The sequence below is a fragment of the Kingella sp. SNUBH-2017 genome (genome assembly GCF_028680565.1).
GTDB lineage: Bacteria > Pseudomonadota > Gammaproteobacteria > Burkholderiales > Neisseriaceae > Kingella_D > Kingella_D pumchi.
The window spans coordinates 115979-137411 of the sequence record NZ_JAPHVK010000006.1 but is presented as its reverse complement, the minus strand read 5'-3'; the positions used below and the strand labels follow the sequence as shown (position 1 = coordinate 137411).

The 21433-nt window shown below is 57.3% G+C and carries 22 protein-coding genes and 2 tRNA genes; 15 read left to right on the top strand and 9 right to left on the bottom strand.

The window, feature by feature from the left end; genetic code table 11:
* Window positions 1-7 precede the first annotated feature (7 nt).
* The 8 genes from OP500_RS06600 to rph form a co-directional block, all read right to left on the bottom strand.
* Complete coding sequence (locus OP500_RS06600) at window positions 8-754, bottom strand: lysophospholipid acyltransferase family protein (RefSeq protein ID WP_238748427.1); 747 nt, start codon at window positions 752-754, stop codon at window positions 8-10.
* A 108-nt stretch (window positions 755-862) separates the two neighbouring features.
* The gene (locus OP500_RS06595) at window positions 863-1612 is read right to left on the bottom strand and encodes a GNAT family N-acetyltransferase (RefSeq protein ID WP_274070523.1); all 750 of its coding nucleotides are present in this window, start codon (window positions 1610-1612) and stop codon (window positions 863-865) included.
* A gap of 113 nt (window positions 1613-1725) precedes the next feature.
* A complete protein-coding gene (locus tag OP500_RS06590; protein ID WP_274070522.1) occupies window positions 1726-3114 on the bottom strand; it encodes an MFS transporter in 1389 nt (462 codons plus the stop codon).
* Between the two features lie 207 nt (window positions 3115-3321).
* Window positions 3322-4164, bottom strand: a complete 843-nt coding sequence (rapZ, locus tag OP500_RS06585; protein WP_238748432.1) for an RNase adapter RapZ — start codon at window positions 4162-4164, stop codon at window positions 3322-3324.
* Window positions 4145-5101, bottom strand: a complete 957-nt coding sequence (gene hprK, locus OP500_RS06580; RefSeq protein ID WP_238748433.1) for an HPr(Ser) kinase/phosphatase — start codon at window positions 5099-5101, stop codon at window positions 4145-4147. Before hprK ends, rapZ begins: the two co-directional genes overlap by 20 nt.
* A gap of 1 nt (window position 5102) precedes the next feature.
* Window positions 5103-5555 (bottom strand): PTS IIA-like nitrogen regulatory protein PtsN, encoded by a 453-nt coding sequence (gene ptsN / locus OP500_RS06575; RefSeq protein ID WP_238748434.1) that lies wholly within the window; start codon window positions 5553-5555, stop codon window positions 5103-5105.
* 177 nt (window positions 5556-5732) lie between these two features.
* The gene (gene speB / locus OP500_RS06570; RefSeq protein WP_238748435.1) at window positions 5733-6704 is read right to left on the bottom strand and encodes an agmatinase; all 972 of its coding nucleotides are present in this window, start codon (window positions 6702-6704) and stop codon (window positions 5733-5735) included.
* Window positions 6705-7013: 309 nt separating this feature from the next.
* Window positions 7014-7757, bottom strand: a complete 744-nt coding sequence (gene rph / locus OP500_RS06565; protein WP_238748436.1) for a ribonuclease PH — start codon at window positions 7755-7757, stop codon at window positions 7014-7016.
* 143 nt (window positions 7758-7900) lie between these two features.
* Between rph and OP500_RS06560 the strand changes: the two genes are divergently transcribed.
* The 14 genes from OP500_RS06560 (at window position 7901) to OP500_RS06495 (ending at window position 19573) form a co-directional block, all read left to right on the top strand.
* A complete protein-coding gene (locus tag OP500_RS06560) occupies window positions 7901-8773 on the top strand; it encodes a YicC/YloC family endoribonuclease (protein ID WP_238748437.1) in 873 nt (290 codons plus the stop codon).
* Window positions 8774-9007: 234 nt separating this feature from the next.
* A complete protein-coding gene (gene pilB / locus OP500_RS06555) occupies window positions 9008-10684 on the top strand; it encodes a type IV-A pilus assembly ATPase PilB (RefSeq protein ID WP_274070521.1) in 1677 nt (558 codons plus the stop codon).
* A 37-nt stretch (window positions 10685-10721) separates the two neighbouring features.
* A complete protein-coding gene (locus OP500_RS06550) occupies window positions 10722-11999 on the top strand; it encodes a type II secretion system F family protein (protein WP_238748439.1) in 1278 nt (425 codons plus the stop codon).
* A 9-nt stretch (window positions 12000-12008) separates the two neighbouring features.
* Window positions 12009-12851, top strand: coding sequence for a prepilin peptidase (locus tag OP500_RS06545; protein WP_238748440.1), 843 nt, complete (start codon window positions 12009-12011; stop codon window positions 12849-12851).
* Window positions 12851-13465, top strand: a complete 615-nt coding sequence (coaE, locus tag OP500_RS06540; RefSeq protein WP_238748442.1) for a dephospho-CoA kinase — start codon at window positions 12851-12853, stop codon at window positions 13463-13465. Before OP500_RS06545 ends, coaE begins: the two co-directional genes overlap by 1 nt.
* Before the next feature lie 94 nt (window positions 13466-13559).
* Window positions 13560-14312, top strand: a complete 753-nt coding sequence (zapD, locus tag OP500_RS06535) for a cell division protein ZapD (RefSeq protein WP_238748443.1) — start codon at window positions 13560-13562, stop codon at window positions 14310-14312.
* 162 nt (window positions 14313-14474) lie between these two features.
* On the top strand, window positions 14475-14954 hold the full coding sequence (gene pncC, locus OP500_RS06530; RefSeq protein ID WP_238748444.1) for a nicotinamide-nucleotide amidase: 480 nt from the start codon (window positions 14475-14477) through the stop codon (window positions 14952-14954).
* 71 nt (window positions 14955-15025) lie between these two features.
* Entirely contained in the window at window positions 15026-15646 is a 621-nt protein-coding gene (locus OP500_RS06525; protein WP_238748445.1) for an L-threonylcarbamoyladenylate synthase, read from the top strand.
* Window positions 15647-15778: 132 nt separating this feature from the next.
* Entirely contained in the window at window positions 15779-16882 is a 1104-nt protein-coding gene (prfB, locus tag OP500_RS06520) for a peptide chain release factor 2 (RefSeq protein WP_238748446.1), read from the top strand.
* Between the two features lie 71 nt (window positions 16883-16953).
* On the top strand, window positions 16954-17790 hold the full coding sequence (locus OP500_RS06515) for a segregation and condensation protein A (protein ID WP_238748447.1): 837 nt from the start codon (window positions 16954-16956) through the stop codon (window positions 17788-17790).
* A gap of 47 nt (window positions 17791-17837) precedes the next feature.
* Window positions 17838-18701, top strand: coding sequence for a DUF1853 family protein (locus OP500_RS06510; RefSeq protein WP_238748448.1), 864 nt, complete (start codon window positions 17838-17840; stop codon window positions 18699-18701).
* Window positions 18702-18863: 162 nt separating this feature from the next.
* On the top strand, window positions 18864-19166 hold the full coding sequence (locus OP500_RS06505) for an integration host factor subunit alpha (protein ID WP_238748449.1): 303 nt from the start codon (window positions 18864-18866) through the stop codon (window positions 19164-19166).
* Complete coding sequence (locus tag OP500_RS06500; RefSeq protein ID WP_238748450.1) at window positions 19150-19461, top strand: hypothetical protein; 312 nt, start codon at window positions 19150-19152, stop codon at window positions 19459-19461. The genes OP500_RS06505 and OP500_RS06500 overlap by 17 nt, the downstream gene beginning before the upstream one ends.
* Window positions 19462-19496: 35 nt before the next feature.
* A tRNA-Pro gene (locus tag OP500_RS06495) sits at window positions 19497-19573 on the top strand.
* Between the two features lie 228 nt (window positions 19574-19801).
* On the opposite strand, the gene OP500_RS06490 is transcribed toward OP500_RS06495, so the two are convergent.
* Window positions 19802-19877, bottom strand: a tRNA-Val gene (locus OP500_RS06490).
* 275 nt (window positions 19878-20152) lie between these two features.
* Here OP500_RS06490 and OP500_RS06485 point away from each other — a divergent pair.
* Entirely contained in the window at window positions 20153-21340 is a 1188-nt protein-coding gene (locus OP500_RS06485) for an efflux RND transporter periplasmic adaptor subunit (protein ID WP_238748451.1), read from the top strand.
* Window positions 21341-21433 lie beyond the last annotated feature (93 nt).

Here is a 21433-nt window from a genome sequence, read left to right as displayed (position 1 = left end):
TGGGGAACTAGCCCAATTCGCGCTGCCGCCGGCTGAGCAGCTCGTGCACCTGCTGGGCGGCGGCGGCGCGGTCAGCGGGCGGGGTAATCGGGTCGAGAAAATGCAGCTCGACCTTGCTGCGCGGCTGGCTGATAACCATGCGGATGGACTGCCACAGGCTGATGTCGCCGTAGTAGGCGGTGTGGGGGTTGGGGCTGCTGCCGTCGGCATTGGGGTAGCGGCATAACGCGGGCACAATCGGCACGCCGGCCAGGTGGGCGGTTTGGAAAAAGCTGGGTTTGAAGGGCAGGATGGCGCGGCCTTCGCTGCTGGTGCCTTCGGGGAAAATGGTTACGGTGTCGCCGTTTTTCAGGGCTTCGGTTACGGTGTCGATTTTGGTGGTATTGCCTTTGGTGCCTTTGTTGCGGGTTACGTAAACGGTTTGCGCCTGGGTGGCGAGATAGCCGACCACCGGCCATTTGGCAACGTCGTCTTTGGCAACGAAGCGGCCGGGGAAGGCGCCGTTCACCGCCATAATGTCGAGCCAGGAGATGTGGTTGCTGATAATCAGCTGGCCGTGGCCGGTGGCGGGCAGGCTGCCGAACACTTCGAGCTTCATGCCGCAGGAAGCGAGCACGCGCAGCGACCACAGCTGGATGGCGCGCAGCTTGCGCCGTTTGCTGTAAAAGGGAAACAGGAAAAACATCTCGGCCATGCCGTAAAGCAGGCAGACGGCAATGCAGCACAGGCGGAAGGCGAAGCGGATTTTGGCCATAAAGAGAACGGAAAATACGGGGGAAAAGATAAGGCGGGCAGGCTTTCAGGCTGCCTGAAAACGGCACAAAGCAGCCTGAAAAAGGTTTTCAGGCTGCTTTTTTAGGATTTAGGGTTTGGGGGCGAACTTCTGCAGGTAGCGGTCGCTCAGCTGGGTGATGTCCATCATAATCAGCACGTCGGCGCAGTTGAAGGCTTCATCCACGCAGGGCTCGCCGCAAAACCAGGCGCCGGCTTTGAGATAGCCCTTAATCAGCGGTGGGACTTCCGGTTTTTCCGACGGCGTGATCTGCGCCCATTTGAGCGGGTTGAGCGGGCGCACGCACCATTGCTCGGGCGCCAGGTAGCGACCTTTGAGCTGGTGGTAGAGCGCCGCCGCATCGCTGCCGCCGTCGCGCATTTCGATGCTGCCGCAGCCGATCATAAAGCGCAGGTTTTCGTCTTTCATAAACTTCACCAGCCCCGTCCACAGCAGCATAATCAGCGCGCCGTTGCGGTAGTCGGGATGGGTGCAGGCGCGGCCGAGTTCGACGGTTTGCGGCAGGATGTCTTTCAGTGGCGAGAGATCGAATTCGTGCTCGCTGTACCAGCCGCCGACTTTTTTTGCCGCTTCTTCGGTAATCAGGCGGTAGCAGCCGATTACTTCGCCGGTAGCTTCGTCAAAGGCCAGCAGGTGGTGGCAGTGTTCGTCGTAGGGGTCGATGTCGCGGCCGTTGTCGCTGTCGATTTCGGCGCCAAGCTCTTGGGCAAACACGCGGTAGCGCAGGCGCTGGGCGGCGGCGACTTCTTCGGCGGTCTCGGCCAGGCGTACGCTCAGGCCGATTTTGGGGCCGGTTTGGTTGAAACGGCTTTGGGGCATGATGTTTCCTAGAACGGCAAAAGGCGGGGATTATAACGGCGGCGGCAGGGCTTGCAAACCCGCCTTCAGGCAGCCTGAAAACGGCGGCGGCGCTTTTCAGGCTGCCTAATCTTTCAAGCAACCAGATTGCTGCCGTCGGCCGGCCGCAGGCGGGCGAACACGGCGGCAGACAACAAAGTCAGCACGCCGACGGCGGCAAAAGTGCAGCGAAAGGCGGCATGGACATCGCCGCCCAAGGGCGCCAGCGTGCTGAAATACTGTAGCAGCGACGCGCCGATGGCGGTGCCGAAACCAATGGCCAGCTGCTGGTTGACCGTCATCAGGCTGGCGCCGCTGCCGGCCTGTACCGGCGCAAGGTCGGCCAGCGTCAGCGTGTTCATGGCGGTAAACTGGATCGAGTTGCTCAAGCCCAGCGCCAGCAGCAAAGGCAGCAGCAGCCACAACGGCGTGTGCGCATCCGGCAGCGCCAGCAGCATAATCAGCACGCCCAGCAATAAGGTGTTGGCGACCAGCACGCGGCGGTAGCCGAAGCGCAGCATCAGCGGCCGGATCGCCGGCTTGGCGGCAATCGACGCCAGCGCAATCGGCGCCAGCGCCCAGCCGGCGGCGGTAGCGCTGTAGGCAAACGCCACCTGCAGCAGCAGCGGCAGCAGAAAGGGCAGCGCGCTCACACCCAGCCGGCTGGCGAAATTGCCCGACAGGCCGATGCGGTAGGTGCGCACCCGCAAAAGCTGCGGGCTGTATAAGGGCTGCGCGGCGCGGGCGGCATGGCGCCAATAGGCGGCCGCCGCCAGCAGCGACAGCACCGCCAGCAGCGCGGCAAACGCACCGTAACGCGGAAAGTGCATGATTTCCACCGCCACGCTCAAGCCCGCCGCCGCGCCGCCAAACAGCAAAAAACCCGCCAAATCGAAAGCCGGTATTGTTCCTTCGCCGCGAAAGTCCGGCATCACCGTGCGCGCCAGCCAGGCCGCCGCCAGCCCGAAGGGCACGTTAATCAGGAAAATCCAATGCCAGCCGGCATACTCGGCCAGATACGCGCCGAGCAGCGGCCCGACCACCGGCCCCAGCAGCGCCGGCATCACCACAAAATTCATCATCCCCAGCAGGCGGTTTTTGTCGTAGGCCTGCATCAGAATCTGGCGCGGCGCCGGCGCCAGCATCGCCCCACCGGCACCCTGAATCACCCGCGCCAGCACCAGCATCGGCAGGCTCGGCGCCAGCGCGCACAGCAGCGAACCGGCCACAAACACCAGCATCGCCACGCTAAAAACCTGCCGCGTGCCGAAACGCTCGCTCAGATAGGCACTGGCCGGCATCAGCATCGCCAGCGTCAGCGCATAAGACACCACTGCCGACTGCATATTCAGCGGCGACTGGTGCAGATCGGCGGCAATCAGCGGCAGCGCGGTATTGAGCACCGTCGAATCGAGCATCTGCATAAACACCGCCGCCGCCAGCAACAGCGGCAGCAGGCGGGAAGGTTCGGCAGTTTTTTCCATGGTTTTCCATACTCCGCAAGGCAGCCTGAAAGCGGCAAAATCCCTTTTCAGGCTGCTTTTGGTTTCGGGGGGCTGTCGTTTGTTTTGAGTCCGGGACAGGACAAGGCAGCCTGAAAAAATCGGTTGGCGCTTTCAGGCTGCCTAAAGTTTTCAGGCTGCCCCGGCAAAACAACACCCGCAGGCATGGCGGCGTGCGGGCGGCGGGGCTTAAGCGTCGAGCTGGCGGTGGCGCAGCAGCACTTGGTAATCGGCCTGCAGGCTGCGAGCAAGTTCTTCGGCCAGATACACCGAGCGGTGTTTGCCGCCGGTGCAGCCGATGGCGATGGTTACGTAGCTGCGGCTTTCCTGCTGCAGTTTGGGCAGGCGGCGGCGGATAAAGGTTTCGATGTCGGCAAGCATTTCGCCGGCTTCGGGTTGGGCGGCGAGATAGCGGCGCACGTCTTCATCGCGGCCGGTCTGCTCGCGCAGGCCGTCGATATAGTAGGGATTGGGCAGGCTGCGTACGTCGAAAACAAAATCAGCGTCGGTGGGGGCGCCGTATTTGAAGCCGAAAGACTGGATGCTGACCAGCAGGCCTTCGCGGTCGATCTGCAGCCATTGGCGCAGGCGGCTGCGCAGCTGGGAAGTGTTGCTGTGGCTGGTGTCGATGCAGTAGGCCGCTTCGCGCAGCGGCATCAGCCAGGCGCGTTCGTGTTCGAGCGCTTCGGTCAGGCCGGTGCCGTTGTGCGACAGCGGGTGGCTGCGGCGGGTTTCGGAAAAGCGGCGCAGCAGCACGGCTTGGTCGGCTTCGAGAAACAGGATGTCGAGCCGGTGGCCGGCTTGGCGCAGGGCGGCGATTTGCTCGTGGGCAGCCTGAAGCCTGAAACGGGAGCGGATGTCGATGCTGATGCCGAGTTTTTCGCTGCCGCCGCGCGCTTCGTGCAGGCGCACCAAGTCGGGCAAGAGTTCGAGCGGCAAATTATCGACGCAATAGAAGCCGGAGTCTTCCAACAGCTTCAGCGCCACGCTTTTGCCGGAGCCGGAAAGGCCGCTAATCAAGACTATCTTCATGTTCGCTGTCGTCCTTCATCATGGCCTGGTGACGTTCGAGAAATTCGCGGGTACTGTCTTTGCCGCGCAGCTGCAAGATGTAGTTGCGCACGGCGGCTTCGACCAGCACCGCCAGGTTGCGGCCGGCGGCCACCGGCAGGGTAACCGAACGGATGGCGACGTTCAGTATCGACTCGGTTTCGCTGCGGATGCTCAGGCGGTCGAGCTGCTTCATGTATTCGTCGTCGGCGGGAATCAGGTTGATGATGAGCTTGAGCTGCTTTTTCGGCCGGATGGAAGTTTCGCCGAAAATGTGGCGGACGTTGAGCACGCCCAGCCCGCGCACTTCGAGAAAGTCGCGCAGCATCGGCGGGCAGCGGCCTTCGAGCACTTCGGGCGCGGTGCGGTGCAATTCGACGGCATCGTCGGCCACCAGGCTGTGGCCGCGCGAAATGAGTTCCAGCGCCAGCTCGCTTTTGCCCAGCCCGGACGAGCCGGTCAACAGCACGCCAACTTCAAACACGTCGAGAAACACGCCGTGTTTGACGGTGGATACCGCCAGCATTTTCTGCAGATAAATCCGCAGCACGTCCATCAGATAGGGGCTTTCGAGCTTGGAGGTCAGCAGCGGGACGTTGCGGGTGTGGCAGTAGTCGCGCAGGCTGGCGGGCACCGGCAGGTCGTTGGCCACGATCACCAGCGCCATCTCAAAATCGAAAAGCCCGTCCAATCCGGTTTGTGCGGACTGTTCGAGCTTGTTGAGATAGGCGACTTCGGCCACGCCGAGCACCTGCACTTGGTTGTGGTGGATGAAATTGAGATGGCCGACCAGCGCCAGCACCGGACGGTCGGCGGCCACGCTGATGCGGTTGTCGCTGCCGGAATTGCCCGCCACCCAGGCCATCTGCAGCTTCTGCTGGTTGTCCTGATACAGGCGGCGCACGCTGACGCTGGGCACCTCAGTCTCCGGCAAGCAGGATGTCGAGCACCTGCTGCGGGGTTTTGCTGTGCATCAGCGCTTCACGCACGGTTTTTTCGTGGAAGCGGGCGGCCAGCTGCGAGAGCAGCTCCAGATATTCGCCGGCGGCATCCTGCGGCACCAGCAATACGAATACCAGCGACACCGGCTTGCCGTCGGGCGCGTCAAATTCGATCGGATCGGCGGTGCGCACAAAGGCGCCGACCGGTTGGGTAAAAGATTCGTCACGGCCGTGGGGAATGGCCACGCCCTGCCCCAAGCCGGTACTGCCGAGCTTTTCGCGGGCGAACAGGCAGTCGAACACCGCCGTATGCGGCAGGCCGCTGTTCGCTTCCAAAAGCTGGGAAACGGTTTCAAACAGCCGCTTTTTACTGCCGACCTCCATATCGAGCACGATATTGGACAGGGGCAGAATATTGGCGAGTAAAGTCATGTATCAATGCTTGCTACAAATAAACAGGCGCGGATTTTAACGCTTGTTTACATTTATCTCAATCAGCCGCCGCCGGATTTACACAGCCCGAAGGCACAAGTAGCGGCAGCGGCGGCAAACTTTTCAGGCTGCCTTGATGCTGTGTCAGGCAGCCTGAAAAAACGCACGGTGTCGGGTTTACAGCTTGCCGGCCACTTTCTTATTGCGCATCAGGCACAGCATATCAGCGGCAACGTGGGCGGCGGCGATGGCGGTGATTTCGGCGCTGTCGTAGGCAGGGGCGACTTCAACCACGTCCATGCCGACGATATTCAGATCGCCCAGCTGGCGGACAATGCCCAGCGCGGTGTGCGAACTCAAACCGCCGGGAACGGGGGTGCCGGTGCCGGGGGCGAAAGCGGGGTCGAGACAATCGATATCAAAAGTCAGATAAACCGGATTGTCGCCGACGATGTCGTAGATGCGGCGCACGGTGGCTTCGATGCCGTTTTCGTTGATCCACGGCGCAAACAGCATGTTCATGCCCATAAAATCGCTGTTCCAGGTGCGGATGCCGACTTGGGCGGATGTTTTCGGATCGATCAGGCCGTTTTTCACCGCTTTGTAGAACATGGTGCCGTGATTGAGCGAATCTTCTTCATCGTCCGGCCAAGTGTCGCAGTGGGCGTCAAAATGCAGCAGGCTCAGCGGTTTGCCGTATTTTTCCGCATGCGCCTGCAACAGCGGGTAGGTAATGTAGTGGTCGCCGCCGAAAGTGAGCATTTTGGCGCGGCTGTTGGTGATGATGTCCAGCGCGTGCTGTTTGATGCTTTCGCGGATGGTCCACGGACGGTGGGCGTCGAACCAGCAGTCGCCGTAGTCGATCACTGCCAGATCGTCGAAAGGATCGAAGCCCCACGGGAAAAGGTTGAGTTCGGCCAACTGCACGCTGGCGGCGCGGATGGCAGCGGGACCTAAGCGGGCGCCGGAGCGGAAGGTGGTCGCCAAATCCAGCGGCACGCCGGACACCACCACGTCCACGCCTTCCAGATTGCGGGTGTAGCTGCGGCGCATAAACGACAGCGCGCCGGAATAAGTGTTTTCGATGATGCTGCCCATCACGCCCTGACGGCGGAAGGCACCGTCGCCGTAAATTTTTTCGTTGCTCATGTTTGTGCTTCCTGCGGCGGCTTGCCCGCCTGCTGTCTTTATAGGGTGAAAATGCCGGCGCATTTCATTTACAAACGCCCGCATAAAAAAGCGCGCGATTCTAACACTTTCCGCCAGCGCCGCAGACAGCCGACCGCACTTTTTACATTGGGAAAATGCGTCAGATAGTTGCTTGTATTTGCACGGACTACAGGCAGCCTGAAAAGGGATGCCGGCCTTTCAGGCTGCCTGAAAACATTGGAAAGACCGCTGCCGGACAAACAGGCCGGCAGCGGTCTTTTCCGCCTTATCTATTTTTCATGCTGCTTTTCAGGCTGCTTTGGCCGCGCGCCAGGCATCAAAAGCGGCAGCCTGCACGGCGCACAGTTCGACAATGCCCTGCCGTCCGAGCGCCAGCAGCTGCGCCAGCTCGCTGCTGTCGAACGTGGCGCCTTCGGCGGTGCCCTGGATTTCGACGATGCCGCCGTTATCGGTCATCACCAGATTGACGTCGCTGTCGCAGCCGGAGTCTTCGGGATAATCCAAATCCAGCAGCGGCACTCCGCCAACCACGCCGGCGGATACCGCGGCAATGCGGCGGACAATCGGGTTTTCTGCCAACACGCCGCTATCGACCAGCTTCTGCACCGCCATCTGCAGCGCAACGAAGGCGCCGGTGATGCTAGCGGTGCGGGTACCACCGTCGGCCTGGATGACGTCGCAGTCGATCAGAATCTGGCGCTCGCCCAGTTTTTCCATATCCACGGCGGCACGCAGGCTGCGGCCGATCAGGCGCTGGATTTCCTGGGTGCGGCCGGACTGCTTGCCCGCTGCGGCTTCGCGGCGCATACGGCCGGCGGTGGAAGCGGGCAGCATGCCGTATTCGGCGGTTACCCAGCCTTTGCCCTGCCCGCGCAAAAAGGGCGGCACGTTTTCTTCGACAGTGGCGGTGCAGATGACTTTGGTGTTACCGCAGGCGATCAGTACCGAGCCGTCGGCATGGGGCAGAAAGTCGGCGCTGATGCTGACGGGGCGCAGTTGGCCGGCGGCGCGGCCGGTGCGGGTATAGGTCATGGCTTAACTCCGTAAAAAGGGCGGATTATATAGCGCGCCAAGGCGGCCTGAAACGGGAAAAACCATCCTTTTGGCAGCCTTTCAGGCTGCCTGCTTCTCTGTTAAGATGCCGCGACTTTTTCAGCATCAGCAAAGGAAAAAACATGACAGTATTCAGTATGACCGGCTATGCGCACGCGGCCGGAGAATATGCAGGCAAACGCATCGAACTGGAATTGCGGTCGGTCAACCACCGCTTTCTCGATGTGCAGTTCAAAATCCCCGAAGACCTGCGCCATCTGGAAGGCAGCCTGCGCGAAACGGTAGCGGCCAAAACCAGCCGCGGCAAAGTAGAGTGCCGCATTCAGATCAGCAGCCTGCCGAACACCGGCGGCTCGCTGCACATCAACCAAAAACTGGTGGACGAGCTGGCGGAACTGAATGCCAAATGGCGCAAAAAGCACGGCGGCCTGGCCAAATTAAGCGTGGCCGACATCCTGCATTTTCCCGGCGTCATCGCCAGCGCCGCAACCGATACCGATGCGCTGGCCGATGGCGTGCAGGTGCTGTTGAAACAGGCTTTGCAGGACTTTGTCGGTGCCCGCAGCCGCGAAGGGGTAAAACTGCAGGCGCATATTCTCGAGCGCTTGGATCTGATGGAAGCGATTATCGGCGCTTTGGAAGAGCTGTTCCCCAACCTGCTGCAGGCGCATCTGCAGCGCACCCGCCACCGCCTGGCCGAAGCCGTCGCCCATATCGACGAAGACCGGCTGCGCCAGGAATTTGCGCTGTTTATGCAAAAAGCGGACGTGGACGAAGAATTCAGCCGCCTGCGCACCCACATCGCCGAAGTGCGCCGCATCGTTACCGAGCAGAACGGCAGCATTGGCAAGCGGCTGGACTTCCTGATGCAGGAGTTGAACCGCGAAGCCAACACCCTGGGCAGCAAAGCCATCGCCAGTGAATGCACGCAGGTTTCGGTGGAATTGAAAGTGCTGATCGAGCAGATGCGCGAGCAGGTGCAAAACATCGAATAAGCAGCCTGAAACGGCAAAAAAGCAGCCTGAAAAGTTTTCAGGCTGCTTTTTTGCCGGAACATTAGTGTTGTGCATTTGAAACGTAATCCGCGTTTGACGCTTACATTTTCAGGCATCGCCTAACAGTTTCTTGGCTTGTCTTGTATAATCTTCACAATTACGCCCATTCCATAAAGGCAGCCGGCAAATCCACCCACACACCGGCGCCCAAATAAATTAAACGGATTCAACCACATGAGCATAGGCCTTTTGCGGGTTTTGGTGCAGCACAAGCTGGTGCCGCAAGACAAGCTGGAAAAATATCAGTCTGCCATCAGCGCCGACAAAAACATCCTGCCGATGATTTTCGACGACGGCGTGATTTCGCCGGAAAATCTGGTCAGCCTGTTATCCAGCGTATTCAATTATCCGATTCTCGATCTGAACTATTATCCGCGCAGCGGCATCGTCAGAGATATTATGGACGAGCAGCATATGCAGAAGCTGCGCTGCATCCCGATTTTCAAGCGCGGCCGCCGCGTATTCATGGCGGTTTCAGATCCGACCCAGCTGCAAAACATCCAAAAAGCCCTGTTCAGCTCGGGTTTGAACGTGGATTTGGTACTGGTGCGCAACGACCAGCTGGAGCGCCTGCTGGAATGGTTCGGCCAAAGCAGTACCAGCATTCTGAAAGAAATAGACACCGACTCACCGGAAAGCCAGCAAAAAACGCTTATTGTGGATGGCGACGAAGAAGAAGACGGTCCGGTTGCCCGCTTTATTCAGAAAATCTTGTCGGATGCGCTGAATGCCGGCGCATCGGATATCCACTTTGAATTCTACGAAACCATGGCACGGATCCGTTTCCGCGTGGACGGCCAGTTACGCGAAGTGGTACAGCCCCCCCTAGCCTTGCGCAGCCAACTGGCATCCAGGATCAAGGTAATGGCCAAACTGGATATTTCGGAAAAACGCGTACCGCAAGACGGACGCATCCAGATCCAGTTTTCCAAAAACGCCAAAGCCATCGACTTCCGTGTCAACACCCTGCCTTGCCTGTTTGGCGAAAAAGTGGTGATGCGTATTTTGAATTCGGATGCCGCCACCCTGAATATCGACCAGCTCGGTTTTGAGGACTTCCAAAAAGAACTGATTATGGAAGCCATCCACCGCCCCTACGGCATGGTGCTGGTAACCGGTCCGACCGGTTCGGGTAAAACGGTATCACTGTATACCTGCTTGAATATTCTGAATACCGATGATGTCAATATCTCAACAGCAGAAGACCCTGCGGAGATTAACTTGCCCGGCATCAACCAGGTAAACGTAAACGACAAACAAGGCCTGACTTTCGAAGCCGCACTGAAAGCTTTCCTGCGTCAAGACCCGGATATCATCATGGTGGGTGAGATCCGTGACTTGGGTACCGCCGATATCGCAATTAAAGCAGCGCAAACCGGCCACATGGTGTTCTCCACCCTGCATACCAACAACGCTCCCGCAACCCTGTCGCGTATGCTGAATATGGGTGTGGCGCCGTTTAATATTGCCAGCTCGGTCAATCTGATTATGGCGCAACGTTTGGCTCGCCGCCTGTGTCCGGCCTGTAAAACACCGGTAGAACGACCACCCGAGCCCGCATTGCTCAACGCAGGCTTTACGAAAGAAGATTTGGAAGGCGATTGGCAGATGTACCGCCCGGTCGGCTGCGACGTATGCAAAGGCAAAGGCTATAAAGGCCGTGCCGGTCTTTATGAAGTGATGCCGATTACCGAAAAAATGAAAGCGGTAATTATGAATAACGGTACCGAAGTCGATATTGCCAATATCGCCTATGAAGAAGGCTTGGTGGACTTACGCCGCTCAGGCATCTTAAAAGTCATGCAAGGAATCACTTCGTTAGAAGAAGTTATGGCAACCACCAACGAATAAACAGCAAGCAATCGTGTAAGAAGAAAAGGAAATTACTATGGCCGCAAGCAAATCCGCAGCGAAATTTTCTGCAGCTAAAAAAGCTGCCGTCGGCAATAAGCCTGCCCCTAAAAAAGAAAGCGGCACGCGCTTCCAATTTGAAGGGAGAAACCTCTCTACCGACACAGTCACACGTGGCGAAGTGGTGGCAAAAAACGAGGAAGAAGCGCGCCAAAAACTAATGCGCCGCCAAATCAAGGTAATCAGCATTACCAAGATGAAAAAAGTGCGCGAGAAAAAAATCACTCAAGCAGACATTACTGTATTTACCCGCCAACTTTCAACCATGATGAAAGCCGGTCTACCATTAATGCAGGCATTTGATATTGTGGCAAAAGGCCATAGCAATGCCGCAATGACCCGTCTTTTATTGGAAGTACGCTCGGATGTGGAACAAGGTAAATCCTTGGGCGAGTCTTTTGCAAAACATCCGAAGTACTTTGACAAATTTTATTGCAACCTAGTCAGCGCCGGTGAAGCGGGTGGTGTTTTGGAAGGCCTGTTGGACAAATTGGCAACTTATAAAGAAAAAACCCAAGCGATTAAGAAAAAGGTTAAAAGTGCCCTAACTTATCCCATCGCGATCGTGGTTGTTGCTGTTGTTTTGATTTTGATTATGATGATGTTTGTCCTGCCCGAATTTGGCAAAGTTTACAGCGGGATGGGCGCAAGTCTTCCGCCATTAACCGAATTTATGATGGCGCTTTCCGATTTCTTCGTACAAGCGGGCTGGGTTATTATTCCGGCATTGGTTCTTGGAACCATTGGTCTTATACAATGGCATAAAAATTCTCCGAAGTTTCAGAAAAAAGTGGACGGCTGGTTGTTAAAAATGCCCATTTTCGGCGATATTGTACGCAAAGCAACTCTTGCGCGCTGGGCTCGTACTACTGCTACCCTGTTTACCGCAGGGGTACCATTGGTAGAAGTATTAGATTCTGTTGCCGGCGCTTCTGGCAATATCATTTATGAAGAGGCTACTAAAGAAATACGCTCAAAAGTAAATCAAGGTATTTCCCTTACCTCCAGTATGCAAGCAACCGATCTTTTTCCCAATATGATGATACAGATGACTTCAATCGGTGAAGAGTCCGGTTCCATCGACGATATGCTAAACAAAACCGCCGAGTTTTATGAAGATGAAGTAGACAATGCCGTTGCCACACTTTCCTCACTCATGGAACCGATTATTATGGTGGTTTTGGGCAGCATTATTGGTGTAATTCTCGTAGCCATGTACCTACCCATCTTCAACTTGGGTAACGTAGTAGGCTAATAACAAATAATGGAAACCGGCATCATCATTTTCCTCGCCGCCCTATTCGGTCTGTTGATCGGCAGTTTTCTCAATGTCGTTATCTACCGCTTGCCGATCATGCTTGATAAAGCATGGACGGCGGCGGCGAGGCAGCAGCTTAATCTTGAAGTTGAAGAGCAAGCGAAATTCAATCTGCTCACTCCCCCCTCGCGCTGCGGTAATTGCGGCAGCGCGGTCAGACCTTGGCAGAATATTCCGGTTATCAGCTGGCTGGCGTTGCGTGGTCGCTGCGCCAGCTGCCGTCATCCGATCAGCATCCGCTATCCCCTAGTGGAAATGCTTACTGCTGTTATGTTCGGGCTGATGGCTTGGAAATTCGGCGAATCCTGGGTTACGGTCGGCGCCTGTCTATTTAGCGCCTTTATTGTTGCTTTGGTCTTTATTGATGCCGATACCCAGCTTTTGCCCGACGATCTAACCCTGCCGCTAGTTTGGTTGGGATTGCTGTTTAACTGGCAAACCGGTTTCGTCAGCCTGCCCAGCGCCTTATTGGGTGCAGTTTGCGGCTATATGAGCTTGTGGCTGCTGTTTCACCTGTTCAAACTCCTTACCGGTAAAGACGGGATGGGTTATGGCGACTTCAAAATGCTGGCAGCTATCGGCGCTTGGCTCGGTGTAGCCATTTTACCGATTGTCGTACTGGCAGCCGCGCTGGTCGGCATTGTGGCAGCCCTGGTCAAGCGACTGGCCAAAGGCCAACCGATGGCATTCGGCCCCTGTTTGGGTATTGCCGGCTGGCTGGTATTTCTGCTGCACGAGCAAACTGATGCCGCCATCAGATGGTGGCTGCACAGTTCGGGATTCCAATAATGACCACATGGATAGGGCTGACCGGTGGTATCGGCAGCGGCAAATCACAAACGGCTGCGCTTTTTGGCGAACTCGGTGTCCCGCTGATTGACGCCGATACCGTTAACCGCACATTAACCGACACCCCCAACAGCCCGCCGCTGTGCGCCATCCGCCGCCGTTTCGGCGAGCAGGCCCTGGATGCTTCGGGCCGCATGAACCGCCCCCATATCCGTCAAACCGTTTTTAACGACCCTCAAGCCAAACGGGATTTGGAAGCCATTCTCCACCCGTTTATCTTTACCGAAATCCGCAGCCTGAAAAACCATTTCACTGATTTTCCTTACGGAATTATCGAAATCGCCATCTTGGCCGAACAGCCGGTATTCCGCAATCTGGTCGAACGCGTCCTACTGGTGAGCGCCGATGAAAACGTCCGCATCGGCCGCGTGATGCGGCGCAGCGGCTTGACAGAAGCCGAGGTTCGGGCGATTATCGCCGCCCAGGCCGCCGAGTCGGACCGCCGCAGCATCGCCGACGACATCATCGACAACAACGGCAGCCTGAAAGACTTGCAAGAAACCGTATTCAGGCAGCATCAAATCTATACCCGGCTGTATTCCCCGGCACACTGAATGCGCCTCCTGATATTTTCGGTGCCGTAACGGCGGTTGCAATCTGCCCGTTACGGCATTTTTCATGCCAACTTTTGGTTGGAGAAAGCGATTCATGTTACGTTTCGACCACCCCTTATCCGAACGGGTGCGCAGCCTGATCCGCATTGAGCATCTGTTCAATCGCTTTAACCACGCTGTTTCCGGCGACGACAAATGGTCGCACCACATCGCCATCGGCACCCTGTTTGAAATTATGGACTGCTCTTCGCGCGCCGATTTGAAGCTCGACATCCTGCAAGAGCTAGAACGCCAGCGCCAGGCCATCAAACACCAGCCCGACGGCAGCGACAGCCTGCTCGCCGAAATCAACCGCGCCAGCCACGATCTGCAGGAAATCCAGCAGAAATTCGGTCAGCATATCCGCGAAAACGAATGGCTGATGTCGCTCAAACAGCGCATCTGGGTCGCCGGCGGCACCACACCGGTCGAACTGCCCAGCTATTACTACTGGCAAAAGCAAGACGCCGAAATCCGCCGTCAAGATCTCTGCCGCTGGAGTCAGGCGATGATGCCGACCTACCACGCCGTGCGATTGCTGCTCGAAATTCTACGCAACAACCGCCGCGAAGCCGACTGTCTGGCCGAACACGGCAGCTATCAGCAAAACAGTCTGGCCAAAAACATCCACCTGATTATCATCGAAGTTCCGGCAAAATACGGCGTAATGCCTGAAGTTTCCGCCAACAAATACTTCACCCACGTCCGCTTTCTCCACGCCAGCCAGGAAGCCATGCGCGGCAGCCAGGCCGAAAGCGATGTCGAATTCAAGCTGATTATGTGCAGCTTCGATTCCACCTGGGTGTAAGCCCCTCCCCTTTTCAGGCAGCCTGAAAACCTTTTGCGCTTTCAGGCTGCCTTGCTTGACTGCAACACCCCACCGCCCGCAGACAACCCGAAACGCAAGATTGGCGGCGTTCTCCGCTATAATGGGCAGCCTGAAAACCCTAGCCAAGCGAAAGGAAGACGCATGTCCGACCTTGCCTACATCGCCGCCGAACTGCAAGCGCGCGGCAAAACCGTTACCTGCGCCGAATCCTGCACCGGCGGGCTACTTGCCGCCGCCTTAACCGAGCTGCCAGGCAGCTCCGCCTTTTTCGACCGCGGCTTTATCACTTACTCCGACAAAGCCAAGCAGCAGGTACTGAACGTCAATGCCAACACCCTGCGCCACTACGGTGCCGTCAGCGAAGAAACCGTACGCGAAATGGCGCTCGGCGCGCTGATTGCCACCAAAAACGACTTCGCGCTCAGCATTTCCGGCATTGCCGGCCCAGACGGCGGCAGCGACGACAAACCCGTCGGCACCGTTTGGTTCGGTTTCGCCACCAAACAGCGAATCTGGGCCAAACAGCACCACTTTTCCGGCAGCCGCAGCCAAGTGCGCGAACAGGCGGTGCAATACGCGCTGGCCATACTCGCCCACTATCTGAAAACCACGCCCGCCTGATTTCAGGCAGCCTGAAAGCCGCAAACCGCCGTTTTTCCTTACCCACAAACCCGCCACAGCAAGGATTCCGCATGGCACAGTTTTTCGCCATCCACCCCGACAACCCCCAAGAGCGCCTGATCAAACAGGCCGTCGAAATCGTCCGCAAAGGCGGCGTCATCGTTTACCCCACCGATTCCTGCTACGCGCTCGGCTGCCATCTCGGCGACAAAGAAGCGATGGAACGCATCCTGCGCATCCGCCAAATCGACCTCAAACACCACCTCACCCTGATGTGCGCCGATTTGAGCGAACTGGGCACCTACGCCAAAGTGGACAACAGCCAGTTCCGCCAGCTCAAAGCCGCCACCCCTGGCAGCTACACCTTTATCCTGCAGGCCACCAAAGAAGTGCCCAACCGCACCCTGCACCCCAAACGCAAAACCATCGGCCTGCGCGTGCCCGACAACACCATCGCCCTCGCCCTTTTGCGCGAACTGGGCGAACCCATGCTCTCCTGCACCCTGATGCTGCCTGAAGACAGCGAACCACTCACCGATCCATACGAAATCCGCGACCGGCTCGAACACAGCGTCGATCTGGTGATCGACGGCGGCTGGTGCGGCACCGAACCCACCACCGTTATCGACATGACCGACGGCACCGAACTCGTCCGCCAAGGCAAGGGTGACACCGCCCTTTTCGGCCTTTAAACCTTCAGGCAGCCTGAAAAGCGCAGCGGTCTTGCCCAAGCCAAACCGCCCCCGTTTTTCAGGCTGCCTGCCAACTGGCTTTCAAGCCGCGCCGACTATATAATGCGCGGCTTGATTTTTTAAGGTAAACCCATGGAAGCCGAACGCATCAACCAGCTCAACAACCAGTTAGACGATCTCGAACAGCGCAGCGACGACATCCGCGACTACATGGACTACCAGGGCAAAAAAGACCGCCTGGAAGAAGTGGTCGGTCTCTCCGAAGACCCCGATCTGTGGAACGACCCCAAACGCGCGCAGGAAATCGGCAAAGAGCGCAAAATCCTCGAAGGCGTCGTCCTCACTCTCGACACCATCGCCGGCGGCATCGAAGACAACCGCATGCTGATCGAAATGGCCGTTGAAGAAAACGACGATGCCGGTTTCGCCACCATCGAAAACGACGTGGCCGAACTCGAAAAACAAATGGCCGGCCTCGAATTCAAACGCATGTTCAACCAGCCCGCCGACCCCAACAACTGCTTTATCGACATCACCGCCGGCGCAGGCGGCACCGAAGCCGAAGACTGGGCAGGCATGCTGCTCCGAATGTACACCCGCTACGCCGAGCGCAAAGGCTTTAAAGTGGAAGTGATTGAGCAAGACGACGGCGAAATCGCCGGCATCAACAACGCCACCCTCCGCCTCGAAGGCGAATACGCCTACGGTTTACTACGCACCGAAACCGGCGTGCACCGCCTCGTGCGCTACTCGCCGTTTGATTCCAACAACAAACGCCACACCTCCTTTGCCTCCGTGTTCGTTTATCCCGAAGTGGACGACAGCTTTGAAGTGGAAATCAACCCCGCCGATTTGCGTACCGATACCTACCGCGCATCGGGCGCGGGCGGCCAGCACATCAACAAAACCGACTCCGCCGTGCGCATCACCCACATTCCCACCGGCATCGTTGTCCAATCACAATCCAGCCGTTCGCAGCACGAAAACCGCCGCATCGTGATGGAAATGCTGCGCTCCAAACTGTTCGAGCTGGAAATGCGCAAGCGCAACGAAGAAAAACAAGCCCTCGAAGAAGGCAAGGCCGACGTCGGCTGGGGCAGCCAAATCCGCTCTTATGTGCTGGATTCATCACGCATCAAAGACTTGCGCACCAGCTATGAAGTGGGCAACACCAAAGCCGTGCTCGACGGCGATTTGGACGGCTTTATCGAAGCCAGCCTGAAACAGGGCGTGTAGCCCAATAAGCACAAGCAGCCTGAAAACGGGTTTGAAGCGTTTTCAGGCTGCCTGCCACCCTTAGCATGCTTATGAACGCCCCTTCTCCCAACCCCGCAAAGCAGCCTGAAACACCCGCGCTGGCCTGGATTTTCGGCCAGCCGGTTACCGATCTGCCGCAGGATCTGTTTATTCCGCCCGATGCGCTGAAAGTGGTTCTGAGCAGCTTTGAAGGGCCGCTCGATCTGCTGCTTTATCTAATCCGCCGCCAGAATATCGACGTGCTCGACATCCCGATGCTGCGGATTACCGAGCAGTATCTCGGCTACATCGCCCAGATGGAAGCCCACCAGTTTGACTTGGCAGCCGAATACCTGCTGATGGCCGCGGTGCTGATAGAAATCAAATCGCGCCTGCTGCTACCGCAAACGCCCGACGAAGCCGACGACGAAGAAAGCGACCCCCGCGCCGAGCTGGTGCGGCGCCTGCTCGCCTACGAACAAATGAAACTGGCGGCGCAGAATCTCGACGCCCTACCCCGCGCCGGCCGCGATTTCGCCTGGGTTTGGCTGCCGCTGGAAATCGCTGCCGAAGCCAAACTGCCCGAAGTGGCCGTCGCCGACCTGCAGCAGGCGTGGCTGGCGATACTGTCCCGCGCCCAAAACCACAAAAGCCATGCCGTGGTGCAGGAAGCCGTTTCCGTCCGCAGCCGCATGAGCAGCATCCTGCGCCGTCTGCAAAGCGGAAACTGCCGCTTCAGCGAGCTTTTCGATCCCGCCGCCGGTCCCGCCCATCTGGTCGTCAACTTCATCGCCCTGCTCGAACTGGTCAAAGAAGGACTGGTGCGGCTGCTGCAGGAAGAACAGTTCGGCGACATCAGCGTCAGCCTGCACGACGGCAGCAGCCACCCCGTCGAAGAAGCAGCCTGAAAACGCTGTTTTCCGCATCTTTTTTATTTTCAGGCTGCCTTGATGCCATGAACTACGCTCTCGATGCCCTTTGGCAACACCTGCACCACCCGCGCATCCGCACACTGGCCGCACTGCTGACCGCCCCGCCGCCGTGGCGCAGCGGCCGCGAAATTCCAGTATCCCTGCTGCTGGGCAGCCGCGGCTTCCGCCTGCTGGAGCAGTGGGACAGGCAGCCTGAAAGCCAACCGCAGCTGCTGCAAACTGCCAACGAACAGCAGGCACTCGGCCGTTATGCCGAAAGCCTGCTTGCCGCATGGTTCGCCCACGCCCCGCACAGCCGCCTGATTGCCGCCAACCATCCGGTTTCCCTACCAAACAGCCGGCAGCAAAGCGGCGCTTTCGACTTTATCGTCGAACTCGACGGCCGGCTCTGCCACATCGAATTGTGCTGCAAATACTACAGCGGCAGCGGGCAGCCTGAAAGCATGGTCGGCCTGAACCCGCAAGACCGGTTGACCGACAAAACCGCAAAAATCCTGCAGCAAAGCAGCCTTTCCGCTACCCCGGCCGGCAGCAGCAGCCTGAAAACACTCGGCTTTACCGAATCCGCCGTCCGCCGCTACACCCTGATACGCGGCAATCTGTTTACCCCCGACGGTACGCTGCCCGCGCATCCGCTTTACCAGCCGCAAAGCTGGTGCGGCCTGCTCAACCCCGATATCGGCGCCCTGCCCCAGCCACCGCAAACCCGCTTCTACCGCCTGCCACGCTGCGAATATCCCGCCCCCGCCCGTATCGACAGCAGCCTGAACGGCTGGCACGGCACACCCGATCGCAACGGCATTTACGCCGCCATGCAACGGCAAGCCGACGGCAACTGGCACGAAACTTTTCGTTTTATGGTTACAAACCAATTAGATAACCATTAAACAGCGCACTATTTTCAGGCAGCCTGAAAAAGCAAAATCACCGCCGTGGGCCGTATATAGCATCCCATTCCGGTTTTTTTACGAAAAAACCAAACTATTCACTTGAATTCAAAACAACAATTAGCGATAATCCGCCCCTTGCATTTTCCAGAAGGTAACATCATGACCATGACCAAAGCAGAGCTGGCCGATATCTTGGTAGAAAAAGTCAGCAGCGTGAGCAAAAACGACGCCAAAGAAATCGTCGAACTTTTTTTTGAAGAAATCCGCACCACGCTTGAGCGCGGTGAAGAAATCAAAATTTCCGGCTTCGGCAATTTCCAGCTGCGCGACAAACCGCAGCGCCCCGGCCGCAACCCCAAAACCGGCGAAGAAGTGCCGATTACCGCCCGCCGCGTGGTTACTTTCCATGCCAGCCAAAAACTGAAAGGCATGGTGGAGCATCATTATGAGAAGCAGCGCTAAACTTCCGCCCGTCCCCGCCAAACGCTACTTCAGCCTGCCCGAAGTATGCGAGCTTGCGCAAATTCGCCCCGAGCAGCTTGCCGAATGGCAAAGCCGAAACGGCAGCCTGCGCCAGGGCGGCAACGCCTTCACCCGCACCGACGTCATGCAAATCCGCCAACTGCACCACGGCATCAGCGACTATTTTGCCCAAGACTATCTGGACGAAGAAGGCCGCCCGGTAATCGCCGCCCCGCAAATGCGCCAGGAATTGCAAGACCTGCTTTATAAAATAGAAAAAGCGCTTGCCATTTAACCCGGCTTTCTTTACAATTCGCGTCTTTCCCAAGTCGGAGTGTGGCGCAGTCTGGTAGCGCACTTGCATGGGGTGCAAGGGGTCGAAGGTTCGAATCCTTTCACTCCGACCAAAATGCTAAAAGCAGCCTGAAAGTTTTCAGGCTGCTTTTTTATGCTTTGAAAACAGCCCAAACCAAAAGCAGCCTGCAAACCCCGAATCCGCTTTTCAGGCTGCTTTTGCAAAAAAAAAAACGGCTCAACCGCAAAGCGGCGAGCCGGAAACGAAAGGATACATTATGAAAGGGGTTGCGGCAGCATGGCTGCCGCGAAAACGACCGCCGTTAAAGCAGCCGACAAACTGGTGGGTGATGACGGAGTCGAACCGCCGACATTCTGCTTGTAAGGCAGACGCTCTACCAACTGAGCTAATCACCCCAAAGGCGCGGATTAAACCAAAATTCTGTTAAACAGGCAAGGGCGGCGGCGGTATTTTTTTGACAAAACTTGATGTTTTTTTGCCGGCGCGGCACGGGCAAAAAATCCTACTTTGTGCTATGGCCGGCGCCTAATGTAAAGAGCGTTAAACCGATGCGGTTTTTTGTACGCCAGCCCTGTGTTTTCAGGCTGCCGCGGTGCTTGGTTCGCGCCGCCAAATCTTATATCATGCCGCGTCTAAAAATTTCGGCAGCCGTCTGCCCGGAGCACGATTTATGAAAAAAACCGTCAAAATCCTGATTGCCGCCGCCATTCTCGGTGCCGCCGGCTGGGGAATCTACCACTACACGCGCCCGAAAGAGAGCGTGTCTTACATTACCGAGCCGGTTACGCGCGGCACGCTCAGCCAGACCGTTTCTGCCAGCGGCGAGATTTCTTCGTCGCATTTGGTCGATGTGGGTGCGCAGGTCTCCGGACAGGTGAAAAAGATGCATGTAAAAATCGGCGATGTCGTCAAAAAAGGCGATTTGATTGCCGAAATCGACAATGTTACCCAAACCAACGACCTGAACACCCGCAAGGCGCAGTTGCAGTCGTATCAGGCGCAGCTGGAGTCGGCGCAAGTGGCCTTGAAAATCGCGCAGCGCAAATACAATCGCTACCGTTCGCTGGCCAGCGAAGATGCGGTGTCGCGCGAAGAATTTGAAGCAACCGAAGACGCGCTGGCAACTTCCCGCGCCAAAATCAAAGAACTGCAGTCGTCTATCAACCAAACCAAAATCGCCATCAATACGGCAGAAAAAGACTTGGGGCATACGCGCATTACTTCGCCTGCCGACGGCACCGTGGTGGCGATTATTGTGGAAGAAGGGCAGACAGTGAATTCCAGCCAAACCGCGCCCACCATTGTGCAGATTGCCGATTTGTCCACCATGACCAACAAAATGCAGATTGCCGAGGGCGATGCCACCAAAGTCAAAGCGGGACAGAAAATCAGCTTTACCATTTTATCCGAACCCGACACCCCGCGCACCGGAACGCTAGACAGCGTCGATCCGGGTCTGACCACCATGTCCAAGGGCAGCTACAGCCGCACTACCGACACCACCGAAAGCGCAGTGTACTACTATGCCCGCGCCACCATTCCGAACGAAGACGGCAAACTGGCCATCGGCATGACCACGCAAAACACCATTGAAATCGCCCGGGCGGAAAACGTACTGATGGCGCCGTCCACCGCCATCAAACAAAAAGACGGTAAAAAAACCGTGCGCGTACTCAATGCCCAAAACCAGCCTGAAGATCGCGAGGTGCAAACCGGCATGCGCGACGCGATGCACACCGAAATCAAATCGGGGCTGAAGGAAGGCGAAAAAGTCATCATCAGCTCCCTGAGCGCTTCCGAAGAACAGGAGCAAGTGGAAGCAGAAGCCGTCCGAATGAATAGCGGTCCGCCGCGCTAAAGCGCCGGCCGAAACGGTTTGAGGCGGCCTGAAAACGGCAAAATCCTTTTTCAGGCTGCCTTAAAGCCTTTTACTTCGTGTTTGCAATTTTTT

What these genes read in the sequence shown, in the direction of transcription:
- OP500_RS06600 (WP_238748427.1), bottom strand. Translation starts at nt 754, where the DNA reads ATGGCCAAAATCCGCTTCGCCTTCCGCCTGTGCTGCATTGCCGTCTGC.
- OP500_RS06595 (WP_274070523.1), bottom strand. Translation starts at nt 1,612, where the DNA reads ATGCCCCAAAGCCGTTTCAACCAAACCGGCCCCAAAATCGGCCTGAGC.
- OP500_RS06590 (WP_274070522.1), bottom strand. Translation starts at nt 3,114, where the DNA reads ATGGAAAAAACTGCCGAACCTTCCCGCCTGCTGCCGCTGTTGCTGGCG.
- rapZ (WP_238748432.1), bottom strand. Translation starts at nt 4,164, where the DNA reads ATGAAGATAGTCTTGATTAGCGGCCTTTCCGGCTCCGGCAAAAGCGTG.
- ptsN (WP_238748434.1), bottom strand. Translation starts at nt 5,555, where the DNA reads ATGACTTTACTCGCCAATATTCTGCCCCTGTCCAATATCGTGCTCGAT.
- speB (WP_238748435.1), bottom strand. Translation starts at nt 6,704, where the DNA reads ATGAGCAACGAAAAAATTTACGGCGACGGTGCCTTCCGCCGTCAGGGC.
- rph (WP_238748436.1), bottom strand. Translation starts at nt 7,757, where the DNA reads ATGACCTATACCCGCACCGGCCGCGCCGCCGGCCAACTGCGCCCCGTC.
- OP500_RS06560 (WP_238748437.1), top strand. Translation starts at nt 7,901, where the DNA reads ATGACAGTATTCAGTATGACCGGCTATGCGCACGCGGCCGGAGAATAT.
- pilB (WP_274070521.1), top strand. Translation starts at nt 9,008, where the DNA reads ATGAGCATAGGCCTTTTGCGGGTTTTGGTGCAGCACAAGCTGGTGCCG.
- OP500_RS06550 (WP_238748439.1), top strand. Translation starts at nt 10,722, where the DNA reads ATGGCCGCAAGCAAATCCGCAGCGAAATTTTCTGCAGCTAAAAAAGCT.
- OP500_RS06545 (WP_238748440.1), top strand. Translation starts at nt 12,009, where the DNA reads ATGGAAACCGGCATCATCATTTTCCTCGCCGCCCTATTCGGTCTGTTG.
- coaE (WP_238748442.1), top strand. Translation starts at nt 12,851, where the DNA reads ATGACCACATGGATAGGGCTGACCGGTGGTATCGGCAGCGGCAAATCA.
- zapD (WP_238748443.1), top strand. Translation starts at nt 13,560, where the DNA reads ATGTTACGTTTCGACCACCCCTTATCCGAACGGGTGCGCAGCCTGATC.
- pncC (WP_238748444.1), top strand. Translation starts at nt 14,475, where the DNA reads ATGTCCGACCTTGCCTACATCGCCGCCGAACTGCAAGCGCGCGGCAAA.
- OP500_RS06525 (WP_238748445.1), top strand. Translation starts at nt 15,026, where the DNA reads ATGGCACAGTTTTTCGCCATCCACCCCGACAACCCCCAAGAGCGCCTG.
- prfB (WP_238748446.1), top strand. Translation starts at nt 15,779, where the DNA reads ATGGAAGCCGAACGCATCAACCAGCTCAACAACCAGTTAGACGATCTC.
- OP500_RS06515 (WP_238748447.1), top strand. Translation starts at nt 16,954, where the DNA reads ATGAACGCCCCTTCTCCCAACCCCGCAAAGCAGCCTGAAACACCCGCG.
- OP500_RS06510 (WP_238748448.1), top strand. Translation starts at nt 17,838, where the DNA reads ATGAACTACGCTCTCGATGCCCTTTGGCAACACCTGCACCACCCGCGC.
- OP500_RS06505 (WP_238748449.1), top strand. Translation starts at nt 18,864, where the DNA reads ATGACCATGACCAAAGCAGAGCTGGCCGATATCTTGGTAGAAAAAGTC.
- OP500_RS06500 (WP_238748450.1), top strand. Translation starts at nt 19,150, where the DNA reads ATGAGAAGCAGCGCTAAACTTCCGCCCGTCCCCGCCAAACGCTACTTC.
- OP500_RS06485 (WP_238748451.1), top strand. Translation starts at nt 20,153, where the DNA reads ATGAAAAAAACCGTCAAAATCCTGATTGCCGCCGCCATTCTCGGTGCC.